Consider the following 11,300-nt stretch of genomic DNA (forward strand, 5'->3'; position numbering starts at 1 on the left):
CCCGAAGCAGGGGAGCCACCAGTGGGCCCACCAGTGCTCCCAGCAGTGGACCCAGGAATTGGACACTCCCCATAGAATGGAGTCCATGAGTTCTTCGGGCCCCGACCGCCGCGCGGACAGTTCGCAGCGGCGAGAGCCCCGAGCTGCCCGGGCTGCGCGCACCCCGAAGGCCGGTCAATCGGGAGGACCCTTCTCCTCCGAGGACCCCCAGCGCATGATCTCCACCGGGACCTCGCGCACCAAACCCCGCCGCGACGAGGCCGAGGAGAATTTCACCGCCGTGCATGATCCCGAGGGAATCCGCCTGCAGAAGGTGCTGGCCCAGGCCGGCGTCGCGTCCCGGCGCGTCTGCGAGGCGCTGATCTCCGAGGGCCGGGTCACCGTGGACGGCAAGGCAGTGATCGAACCCGGCATCCGCGTGAAGCCCGATGAGGTGACCATCCACGTGGACGGCGTGCGCGTCAGCCTCAACGTGGAGCACCAGTACGTCATGTTCAACAAGCCCGCCGGCGTCGTCACCACCATGTCGGACCCGCACGGCCGGCCCTGCATCAATGACTTCCTCACCGCGGACATGATCGCCGCCCGGCTCTTCCACGTGGGACGCCTGGACGCCGAGACCGAGGGCCTGCTGCTGCTCACCAACGACGGCGAGCTGGCCAACCGGCTGACCCACCCCTCCTACGAGGTCCCCAAGACCTACGTGGTCGAAGTCGCCGGACCGGTGACCAAGGCAGTGGGCAAGACCCTGCGCGCCGGCATCGAGCTCGAGGACGGGCCGATCGCGGTGGATGACTTCCGGCACCTCGGCAGCGACGGCAGCCGCACCATGCTCCAGGTCACCCTGCACTCCGGGCGCAACCGGATCGTCCGGCGCATCTTCGATCATGTGGGACACCCCGTGCTGCGCCTCGTGCGCACCGGCATCGGGGAGCTCACCATCGGCGACCAGCCCCAAGGCACCGTGCGCGAGCTCGGCCGCTTCGAGCTGGGCCACCTGCTGGATCTGACCAGCAGCGCCCCCGACGACGCGACCCCACGCAACGGCGAGTCTGCCGCTGAGCCGAAGAGCGGGGGTCAGCCCGGATGAACCTGTTGACCGCACCACCGGCCAGCGCGCGCCGCACCCCGACGGTGCTCATCCGCGGCACCGGCCTGCTGGGCACCAGCATCGGCCTGGGCCTGCGCGCCGACGGCCACGAGGTGCTGCTCTCTGATCCCTCCGCCACTGCGCAGTCCATCGCCGCCGACATCGGCGCCGGGAGGCTGCTGGAGTCCTCCGAGCCTGGCGCGGACTCGCCCGAGATCGTCATCGTCGCCGCTCCGCCTGAGGCCACCGCCGCGGAGGTGGGAGCCGCGCTGCGCAGCTTCCCGGGCGCCGTCGTGCTGGACATCGCCTCCACCAAGGCGGAGATCCTGCACCTGCTGCTGCAGCAGGCCGCCGACGACGACGCCGCACTCACCCGCCACGATCTGCGCCGCTATGTGGGCACCCATCCGATGGCGGGCCGGGAGAAATCGGGACCGGTGGCCGCACGCGGCGAGCTGTTCACCTCGATGCCCTGGGTGGTCTGCCCGGCGGTGGACCCGGTCACCGGCGAGCAGCTCTCCGCCTCCGAGGCGGTGGACTGGGCCGGGGAGATCGGGCGACGTCTCGGCGCCACCGTGCACCAGATGGACCCCGCTCGCCACGACCAGTCGGTGGCGCTGATCTCCCATCTGCCGCAGATCGCCGCCTCACTGGTGGCCTCCCGACTGCAGGACGCTCCGACCTCCGCGCTCGCGCTGGCCGGCAATGGGCTGCGCGACGTCACCCGCATCGCCGCCTCGGACCCGGGGCTCTGGGTCCAGATCCTGTCCTCCAACGCCGCTCCCGTGGTGGAGATTCTCTACGGACTGCGCCAAGATGTGGAACGGCTCATCAGCACCCTGGAGGATCCGCGCGCCCCCGGCGGGCAGGCCGACATCGCGCAGCTGATCGCTGAGGGCAACGCCGGCGTGGCCCGGGTGCCCGGCAAGCACGGCGCTCCGCCGCAGTCCTTCGTGGTGCTCACCGTGATCGTCGATGACAAACCGGGACAGATCGCCGCAGTGCTCAATGATGTGGCACGGGTGGGCGTCAACGTCGAAGACATGCGCATGGAGCACTCCGCCGGCCATCAGGTCGGCATGGTGGAGCTCTCCGTGCTGCCAGGACGGCGAGACGAGCTCGCCGCAGCAATGACTGAATTTGGATGGAAGGTAGTGCTCTCGTGAGTGATGGACAGCGGCTGATCATTGCAGTGGACGGACCCTCGGGCTCGGGGAAGTCCAGCGTGTGCCGCGCCGTGGCGGGCCAGCTCGGTGCTGCCTACCTGGACACCGGGGCGATGTACCGCGCCGCCACCTGGTACTGCCTGGCCCAGGGCGTGGACCTCGACGATGAGCAGGCCGTGGCCGTCGCCGTGGAAGAGCTGCCGCTGAAGATCTCCACCGACCCGGAGCACCAGGTCGTCATGGTCGGCAGCACCGACGTCACCGGCGCCATCCGTGAGACCCGGATCTCGGAGCGCGTCTCCGAGATCGCGACCAACCGCCCCGCAAGGGCGCTGCTGATCTCCGCCCAGCGCCGTCTGATCGACGAATCCGGCTACATCGTGGCCGAGGGACGTGACATCACCACGGTGGTGGCCCCGGATGCGCAGGTGCGCGTGCTGCTCACCGCCTCCGCCGAGGCTCGGCTGCGCCGTCGCGGGCTGCAGCTGGGCGGCACCGAGACCGCCGAGGCGCTCAAGCGCCAGGTGATCGACCGGGACACCCGCGACTCCACCGCATCAAACTTCACCGAGGCAGCCGACGGCGTGGCCGTGCTGGACTCCTCGGATCTGACCTTTCAGGAGACGGTGGACACGCTGATCCAGCGCGTGCACCAGGTCTCCGCCGAACCACTCTCGACCCCATCTGCAGGAGCATCCCGTGGCGAATCACGCTGAGAACAATTCCCCCGAGTCCGCGGAGTACATCCCGCCCGTGGAGGACGATCGGCTCGCCGAACGCGTCGCCGCGATCACCGAGGAGGAGGCGCAGGCCCGGGCCGCGGCCCTGCGGGCTGGGCTCTCCGACTATGAGCTGGCCGAAGAAGACGCCGCCGTCCTGGAGTTCGACGAGGACGATGAGGACTTCGAGCCCTACGTCGCCGCACCGCCGGCCCTGGCAGTGATCGGTCGCCCCAATGTGGGCAAGTCCACCCTGGTCAACCGCATCACCCGCTCCAAAGAGGCCGTGGTCGAGGACGTCCCGGGCGTGACCCGCGACCGCGTGAGCTATGACGCGGAGTGGAACGGCAAGGACTTCACCCTGGTGGACACCGGCGGCTGGGAGCAGGATGCCCGCGGCATGCACAAGCGCGTGGCCGAGCAGGCCGAGATGGCCGTGGACGAGGCCGACGCCGTCGTCTTCGTGGTCGACGGGCTGGTCGGGGCGACGGCCGTGGATGAAGCCGTGGTCAGGATGCTGCGGCGCAAGAAGAAGCCGGTCCTGCTGGTGGCCAACAAGATCGACGCCCCCTCCCAGATGAGCGAGGTCTACAGCCTCTGGAACCTCGGTCTGGGCGAGCCCTACCCGGTCTCCGCGCTGCACGGCACCGGCACCGGTGACCTGCTCGACGCCGCGGTCAAGGCGCTCCCGGAGTTCGCCGAGCATGGCGGGATGATCCCCACCGGTGGTCCGCGCCGGGTGGCGCTGGTGGGACGGCCCAATGTGGGCAAGTCCTCGCTGCTGAACAAGCTGGCAGGCTCCGAGCGCGTGGTCGTGGACTCCGTCGCCGGCACCACCATGGACCCTGTGGATGAGTTCATCGAACTCGGCGGGGAGACCTGGCGCTTCGTGGACACCGCAGGCATCCGGCGTCGCCAGCACATGGCCTCGGGCTCTGAGTACTATGCGATGCTGCGCACCCAGCGCGCGCTGGACAAGGCCGAAGTAGCCGTCGTGCTGCTCTCGGTGGAGGAGCCGGTCTCCGAGCAGGATGTGCGCATCATCCAGATGGCCGTGGACTCCGGCCGCGCCCTGGTGGTGGCCTACAACAAATGGGACCTGATGGATGAGGAGCGCCGCTACTACCTCGAGCGGGAGGTCACCCGGGACCTGGCGCACATCGCCTGGGCGCCGCGGGTCAACGTCTCGGCGCTGACCGGCTGGCACAAGGACAAGCTGGCGCCGGCGCTGGACACCGCGTTGACCAGCTGGGGACGGCGCATCTCCACGGGACGGCTCAACGCCTTCCTCGGCGAGCTGGTCGCCGCCACCCCGCACCCGGTGCGCGGCGGCAAGCAGCCCAGGATCCTATTCGCCACCCAGCCCTCCACGCGGCCTCCGCGCTTCGTGCTCTTCACCACCGGGTTCCTGGATCCCGGCTACCGCCGGTTCATCACCCGCCGGCTGCGCGAGACCTTTGACTTCACCGGGTCACCGATCGAGGTCTCCATGCGCGTGCGCGAGAAGCGCAAGCGCAAATAACCGAGTCGCACAGTGAGAGGCCCCGGCATCAGCTGGGGCCTCTTTTTGTCTGCACCCGCCGGAGATTCTCTGTTGTCCACGCCGAACCTGAGGTGGACGCTGGCGGGGTGGGCCAGTCGAGGTGAGCGGGGTCGCTGCTCAGTAGAGCGCTGCTTCGACCTGCCGGGTGATCGACGCGATGGCTTCCCAGTCCGAGCCCTCGGACATGATCGAGAGCACGTAGGTGCCCTGCGGGTGTCGCACGATCGCGGCATCGTTGAGGTACCCGTCGATGAAGCCCACCTTGTTCAGCACCGTGCCGGCGCTGCCCGAGGGGATGCCTTGGCGGAAGATGTTGCTCCCCAGTGCGCCCAGCAGTCGGGAACGGCTGTCCTGTCTCAGGCCGAGCTGGCCGGTCTCGAGGCGGGTGAGGAACGCGGTGAGGTCATTGGCCGAGGTGCGCGCGTAGGCGGGGATGAAGTCGGTGGCCGGCCCGCCGGTCTCGGCGGCGATGTCGCGCAGGCCCCGCCAGCCCAGCTCATCGCGGAACACGTCGGCGCAGGGGTTGTCGCTGAGCGAGATCATCTCGGTCAGGCAGGTGGCGCGGTCGCGGCCGCCGTCGACGGTGTCGTCCCAGTCCATCTCACCGGACTCGACCCGGTCCAGGATGCCGTAGGCGACGAAGAGCTTATAGGTGCTGGCGCTGACCCGTGATTCGCCCCCGGCGGTCGAGGCGCTGCGACCCTGTCCGCCGATCTCGGTGAGGCTGATCGAGATGTCGCCGGAGTGAGAAGCTGCGAGGTCGGCCAGGTAAGCATCGAGATCACCGGTGAAGGTGGAGTCCGCGGGCGCATCCGGCACCGGCTGCTGCGGGGCGGGCTCGGGGGAGGCATCCTGCTCCGCCTGGGCCTCTTCCTCCGCGCGGGCTGCCTCATCGGCCGCTTCCTGCTCTTCACGCTGCCGTTCGAGCTCCGCCTCGGCTTCGGCCTCTTCCTGGGCAAGCCGCTCCTGCTCCTCCGCGAGCTCCTGCAGGTGCGCCTCACGGGCTTCGGCAAGGGCGGCGGCCCCCTCGGCGGCCGCCTCGCGCTGGGCATCCCGAGCGTCCTTCACCTCGGCAGCAAGTGCCGGGAGGGGCGCGTCGTCTGCGGCGGGGTCCTCGTCCTGGGGGTCTGCAGGGCTTCCGGGCTGCTCGCCGCTCTCACCGGTGCCGGCCAGCGCGGGCGCCGCATCCACGCCATGGGCCGGCACCGGAGCAGGCTGGAACACGGCAGGGCTGCATGAGGTGAGCAGCAGAGCGGCGGTGGCAAGACCGAGGGCTCGGTACGCGGGACTGTGCCGAGCAGGTCTGGCCTCCTGACCGCGACGGGGAAGGTTTTCGCGGGGAAGCATCGTTCTGATCGTATCCAAGCTTGGCGGAGGGATCCGGGATTTACGTGGGCGATGACGGGTAAGGGCTGATCAGCGCCGTACCCGCGCGCGTGTCCTCACCTGCGGAAGGGGGAGTCCGCCAGGAACGCCGCAGCGCGCTCGCGCTGCGAAGATGTCAGCCGCAGCAGTCGGCCGGTGGGGGCGTCCAGGAAGGCCAGCTGGGTCTCGGCGAGAACGCAGCGCGTGCCGTCGACCCCGTCGCGGACCTCGTAGGCCAGGGTCAGACCGGCGCCCTTGAGCGTGGTGACCCAGACGTCGACGTCGGCGGGCACATCGCGGTACTCCAGGCTGGCCAGATACCGCACCCGATGCTCGACGACGAGCGCCTGTGCTCCTTCGGGAAGCTCATTGAACAGCGCCGAGAGCGGCTCGCCCACCGGGTAGCCGGTGTTCGCCGGGGCCCCGAAGGCCCGGATGCGAGCCTCCTCGAGCACCCGCACGATCTCCACGTTGTTGATGTGCCCATAGGCGTCCATATCGCCCCAGCGCAGCGGCACCCGGGTCCGCAGTCGCGGAGGGGATGTCTCGGCGGATGCTGTTGGACTGGCGGTGGCGGTGTTTGGAGTGTCGCGGTGGGTAGCGGTGGGTGTGGCGTCGGTCATGCAGCCAGCCTACCCACCCCACCCCCACGTTTTACCCCGTCCTATGTGGTCTACCGGGCCGACCGTCGGGCCGGTAAACCACGTTAGGGGAGGTAAAACGCTGAAGGGTCGATCAGCCGCGAGAGACTCGTCCGCGCAGGGCCCCGAAGGCGAGCGTGAAGCTCAGCGCGCCCACGATGAAGATCGCCAGCAGTCCCGGCCAGAGGTCTGCCCAGATCCACCCTTCCGAGAGCAGCGAGCGCAGCGTCGCCAACAGGTAGGTGATCGGGTTGTAGTCGGCGATGGCGGCGAGCCACCCGGTCAGTGCGTCCAGCGGAAGGAACGACGTGGTGAGGAAGGCGAAGGGGAAGAACAGCAGGAACGAGGAGTTCACCGCCGCCGGGCTGCCCGTGCGCAGCGCGATGGCGTAGGGGAAGCCGGTGAAGGCCAGGCCCCAGAGCCCTCCGATCAGGACGAAGGCGAGGGCGCCGAGCACTCCGGTCGCGAACTCTACCCCCACCAGGAATCCCAGGATCAGCACCGGGACGCAGAGCGCCATCACCAGCGCGAGATCGGCGACCATGAGTCCCAGGAGGAGCGCGGTCCGGCTCATCGGGGTGAGCAGCAACCGGTCGAAATAGCCGCTGCTGATATCGGTGACCAGGTCGCTCGCCCGGGAGACGCCGGTGACGGCGAAGACGATGGCCACGGGGAGCTGGAAGGCGCGAAAGTCTTCCACGCCGATGCCCTGTGCCACCGATTCCAGGGCGCCGATGTTCACCACGAAGAAGAACAGCGGGATGATCAGCGCGGGGATCACTGCGGCTGGATCTCGCGGGATCGCGCGCAGCGCCCGGTATGCCACGGAGGTCAGGTCTCGGAGGAACCCGGCGTTCTTCGGTTCGATCCGAGTGACCGGGGGAGCAGCGGCGGTGGTGGATGAGTTCACTTCGGCTCCTGGGGGTTCTGCGAGGCGGAGGCGCTGGCCATGAACGCGCTGGAATCGGCGATGCGCTCACCGGTGACGGAGAGGAAGACATCATCGAGCGAGGGTCGGCGCAGGGAGAGCTCGATGACGTCGATCTCGGTCACCTGGGCCAGAGCCACGGCGATCGGGCTGATGGCCGAAGGACCGTCGGAGACGCTCAAGGTCAGCGATGGCCCGTTCACCTCAATGTGCTCCACCATGGGCAGGGGATCCAGCGCTTCTCGAGTCAGCACAGGATCACCCTCCACGGTCACGATCACCACATCTGTGCCGATCAGGCGCTTGAGCTCGGTAGGTGTCCCCTCGGCGACCAGCTTGCCCTGGTTGATGATGCCCACCCGGTCGGCGAGCTCATCGGCCTCCTCCAGGTACTGGGTGGTGAGGAAGACCGTCATCCCAAGGTCGTCGTTCAACCGGCGGACCTCCTGCCAGACCTTTGCGCGGCTGACCGGGTCCAATCCGGTGGTCGGTTCGTCGAGGAAGAGGACCTGGGGATCATGGACCAGCGCCAGCGCGAGGTCCAGGCGCCGCTTCATGCCTCCGGAGTAGGTGCCGATCCGTCGGTCGAGCGCGTCTCCGATGTCCACGAGGGTGATCAGCTGGTCCACCCGGGCCTTGGTGGCTTTGGCGGTGAGTCCGTAGAACCTGCCCTGAAGCGCCAGCATCTCCGCCCCGGTCTGCTTATCATCCAGGGCGGCCTCCTGCAGGGCGACGCCGGCGCGCAGCCGGACCTCTCCGGGCTGGGTTTCGACGTCGTAGCCGGCGACGCTCGCGCGGCCCGCCGAGGGTTTCAGCAAGGTACAGAGCACCCGGGTGAGTGTGGACTTTCCGGCACCGTTGGGACCGAGGAATCCATAGATCTCGCCGGTCTTGACCTCCAGGCTGACACCGTCGACGGCGGCTAGGTCGCCGAAGCGCCGCTCCACACCTTCTGCGCTGATCGCTGTCTCGCTCGACGCCATGATCGGGTCCCTTCAGAATGCAACGAGTCGTGTGCCAGGCAACGTTGATTCTGCGCGGCGCCGAAGTCTTCGGATGGCTAAGAATAGAAGCGCGGTGATTCGTCCGGCAATGCCGGTGGGCCGGTCAGGTGTATCTGCCTCCCAGGCCAAGCGACTTCGGCGGCCGCGCGACCAGCAAATTCTCTGCTGGTCGCGGACCATTGCACTGGCGGTCCGTGCGTGCTGCGGTCCATAATCCCCTCATGAGCCAGAGCCGCGTCACCGCACCGCAGATCAGCGCCTCCCAGAAGCCCAAGGGGCCAGCGTCTTATTTCCCCAGCATTGAGGAGAAGTACGGTGAACCCATGCAGCACTGGATCGACCTGGCGGTGCAGCTGCTGGACAGCGGGCTCTCCCACATGGAGACGGTGAATCACCTGAAGGAGAAGCACCAGCTCGGGCACGGTCATGCCAACGCGATCGTCGCCTACGTGAAGGCGAAGCTTGCCGAGTAGAGAGATGAAAAACCCCGAACCGAAAGGTCCGAGGTGTTTCCTGTTGAGAGCTATCAAGTTGTGATCATCCGCGTCTTGGTCGACCGGTGCACCGTCGCGTCCACTGTTCCCAGGTTCGGAAGATCAGAGTCCCAAGACTTTCATGGGTGTAGGACACTCAGCTGGCCCACTGGCCGGTCTTGTTTCATTTGACCGAATGTCGTCCCACCGGGTGGCTCAACCGAATTACCGATAGTGGGCGGGTGGCTTGACGTTGAGACACTGGCTGAGAGCGGCGTGCAGCATGTTCCATTGGGACTTTGGCCAACGCGGGTCATGTACCTGGAATGGGGCAGAGTGGCTGATGGACCCGTGCCAGACTTCGATAGTTGTGGGCCGGTAGCCCTGCGGTGCGCCGGTGAGGATGTCGATTCCGCGAACTCGGACCGTATATCCGTCGAGAGTCGCCTCGGTTGGTATGCCTTGGAAACTCTTGCTTTTGAGCGCGCGGATGAGGCGAGTGGTAAGCGACAGGGATAGCTTCTGCATGGGGGCTCGTGTTCTTAGTCACAGTGGAGATCAAAGAACAGGCTATATGAACTTTTGTCTATATGTGCGAGTTTCGTCATGCTATTTTCCCAACCGTCAGGGGTGGGTGATCTTTACTGAAACTATGACGCGAGGAGTGTTGAAGTGGGGCTCCGAGGCCATGTGGTGAGCTGAGACAAATTGCCCGGGGATAGGACGAAGGCCTCTGCTTCCCTATATCTGAAAGAACCCGAGGATCTTCGCGTACGTCGGGCCAGCGGTGCTGTTGCCGGAGCAGACTCTGCGCGGATACCCGGCGGGGTGGAGATCCATCGAGAGCTGGCCTACGACGGGTGAATGAGACACATCGGGATCGATCGAATCCATGCGGGGACCCCCGCGGGGACGTTCATCAGAGATCGCCATGTGATCATCGCGGACAAACGCACCGGAGAGGTCTTGAGAGAACTGTTCCTTGATCCCACACGGGACTACCAGCCCCGTGGATCCGGGTAAGAAGAAAGGCCCTGAACCGTGGGTTCAGGGCCTTTCCGATGTACTGAGACATCACATGGTCGGGCTAGCGGGATTTGAACCCACGACCTTCCGTCCCCCAGACGGACGCGCTACCAAGCTGCGCTATAGCCCGAAATCCTTCCAGCGAAGCCGCCGGAAGCACCAGGAAAGTCTACCGCATGATGTGGCTCGGAGCCGCATCGACCTCGGCCCACGCAGACAGACCCTGCTGGAGCGGATCGGCGGGTGGGGCGCAGGTCGCGCCCGCACCCCACTCACCGACCCGGCCTCAGCTAGATATCAGCTTGAGGTGCTCTTGCGAGCCGATCCCCAGATATCGATGCCGCCGTCGACTGCGTGCTCGTCGATCGCGTCGAGCTCCTCCTGGGAGAAGCTGCGCTGGTCCAGCGCCGCCAGGTTGCTCTTGAGCTGTTCGGCGCGGCTGGCGCCGATGACGAGGGAAGTCACCCGCTCGTCGCGCAGCGCCCAGGCCAGCGCCATCTGTGCCAGGCTCTGTCCACGAGCTGAGGCGATGTCGTTGAGCGCACGGATGTGCTGGAGGTTCTCCTCGGTGAGGAAGTCATCGCGGAAGGACCCCTTGGTGGCCGCGCGGGAATCCGAGGGCACCCCGTTGAGGTACTTATCGGTCAGCATTCCCTGCGCCAGTGCGCTGAAGCCGATGACTCCCGCGCCGACCTCCTCGACCGCGTCGAGCAGACCCTCGGTCTCGATCCAGCGGTTCAGCATCGAGTACGAGGGCTGGTGGATCAGCAGCGGCGTGCCCAGGTCCTTCAGGATCGCCGCGGCCTTGCGGGTGTCCTCGGCGGAGTAGGAGGAGATGCCGGCGTAGAGCGCCTTGCCGGAACGGACGGCCGTGTCCAGCGCGGACATGGTCTCTTCCAGCGGGGTGTCTGCGTCTGGGCGGTGCGAGTAGAAGATGTCCACGTAGTCCAGGCCCATGCGGCTCAGCGACTGGTCCAGGCTGGAGAGCAGGTGCTTCCGGCTGCCGGTGGGTCCGCCGTAGGGACCGGGCCACATCGTCCAGCCGGCCTTCGTCGAGATGATCAGCTCATCGCGCAGTCCCGCGAAATCCTCGCGCAGGATCCGGCCGAAGTTGATCTCCGCCGAGCCTGGAGGCGGCCCGTAGTTGTTGGCCAGATCGAAGTGGGTGATCCCGTGGTCGAATGCCGTGTGAATGATCTCGCGCTGATTCTCCAGGGCGAAGTCGTCACCGAAGTTGTGCCACAGCCCCAGCGAGAGCGGGGGAAGCACCAGGCCGGAGCGGCCCACGCGGCGGTACTCCGCGTTGTCGTAGCGGTCTTCAGCGGGAACGTACATGGTGGCTCCT

10 protein-coding genes and 1 tRNA gene are annotated in these 11,300 nt (G+C 67.1%); 5 read left to right on the forward strand and 6 right to left on the reverse strand.

Features of this window, described 5'->3' with window-relative positions:
• Window positions 1-85: 85 nt before the first annotated feature.
• From H4W26_RS00090 to der, 4 genes are read left to right on the forward strand one after another with little or no spacing between them, the layout of a single operon-like run.
• On the forward strand, window positions 86-1,090 hold the full coding sequence (locus H4W26_RS00090) for a pseudouridine synthase (RefSeq protein WP_225939535.1): 1,005 nt from the start codon (window positions 86-88) through the stop codon (window positions 1,088-1,090).
• On the forward strand, window positions 1,087-2,256 hold the full coding sequence (locus tag H4W26_RS00095) for a prephenate dehydrogenase (RefSeq protein WP_192590181.1): 1,170 nt from the start codon (window positions 1,087-1,089) through the stop codon (window positions 2,254-2,256). Before H4W26_RS00090 ends, H4W26_RS00095 begins: the two co-directional genes overlap by 4 nt.
• Complete coding sequence (gene cmk / locus H4W26_RS00100; RefSeq protein ID WP_192590182.1) at window positions 2,235-2,972, forward strand: (d)CMP kinase; 738 nt, start codon at window positions 2,235-2,237, stop codon at window positions 2,970-2,972. The genes H4W26_RS00095 and cmk overlap by 22 nt, the downstream gene beginning before the upstream one ends.
• Window positions 2,973-3,000: 28 nt before the next feature.
• Entirely contained in the window at window positions 3,001-4,497 is a 1,497-nt protein-coding gene (gene der, locus H4W26_RS00105; RefSeq protein ID WP_318779832.1) for a ribosome biogenesis GTPase Der, read from the forward strand.
• A 138-nt stretch (window positions 4,498-4,635) separates the two neighbouring features.
• On the opposite strand, the gene H4W26_RS00110 is transcribed toward der, so the two are convergent.
• The 4 genes from H4W26_RS00110 to H4W26_RS00125 all read right to left on the reverse strand — a co-directional run bounded on the left by H4W26_RS00110 (window position 4,636) and on the right by H4W26_RS00125 (window position 8,435).
• Window positions 4,636-5,865, reverse strand: coding sequence for a serine hydrolase (locus tag H4W26_RS00110; protein ID WP_192590184.1), 1,230 nt, complete (start codon window positions 5,863-5,865; stop codon window positions 4,636-4,638).
• A 95-nt stretch (window positions 5,866-5,960) separates the two neighbouring features.
• Window positions 5,961-6,506 (reverse strand): acyl-CoA thioesterase, encoded by a 546-nt coding sequence (locus tag H4W26_RS00115; protein WP_192590185.1) that lies wholly within the window; start codon window positions 6,504-6,506, stop codon window positions 5,961-5,963.
• A 112-nt stretch (window positions 6,507-6,618) separates the two neighbouring features.
• A complete protein-coding gene (locus tag H4W26_RS00120) occupies window positions 6,619-7,434 on the reverse strand; it encodes an ABC transporter permease (protein WP_192590186.1) in 816 nt (271 codons plus the stop codon).
• Window positions 7,431-8,435, reverse strand: a complete 1,005-nt coding sequence (locus tag H4W26_RS00125) for an ATP-binding cassette domain-containing protein (RefSeq protein ID WP_192590187.1) — start codon at window positions 8,433-8,435, stop codon at window positions 7,431-7,433. The genes H4W26_RS00120 and H4W26_RS00125 overlap by 4 nt, the downstream gene beginning before the upstream one ends.
• A 242-nt stretch (window positions 8,436-8,677) precedes the next feature.
• Here H4W26_RS00125 and H4W26_RS00130 point away from each other — a divergent pair, with 242 nt between their 5' ends.
• The gene (locus H4W26_RS00130; RefSeq protein WP_192590188.1) at window positions 8,678-8,929 is read left to right on the forward strand and encodes a DUF4287 domain-containing protein; all 252 of its coding nucleotides are present in this window, start codon (window positions 8,678-8,680) and stop codon (window positions 8,927-8,929) included.
• A 1,079-nt stretch (window positions 8,930-10,008) separates the two neighbouring features.
• On the opposite strand, the gene H4W26_RS00135 is transcribed toward H4W26_RS00130, so the two are convergent.
• A tRNA-Pro gene (locus tag H4W26_RS00135) sits at window positions 10,009-10,085 on the reverse strand.
• A 167-nt stretch (window positions 10,086-10,252) separates the two neighbouring features.
• Complete coding sequence (gene mgrA, locus H4W26_RS00140) at window positions 10,253-11,290, reverse strand: L-glyceraldehyde 3-phosphate reductase (protein WP_192590189.1); 1,038 nt, start codon at window positions 11,288-11,290, stop codon at window positions 10,253-10,255.
• Window positions 11,291-11,300: the final 10 nt, after the last annotated feature.

The organism is Nesterenkonia halotolerans, assembly GCF_014874065.1.
GTDB lineage: Bacteria > Actinomycetota > Actinomycetes > Actinomycetales > Micrococcaceae > Nesterenkonia > Nesterenkonia halotolerans.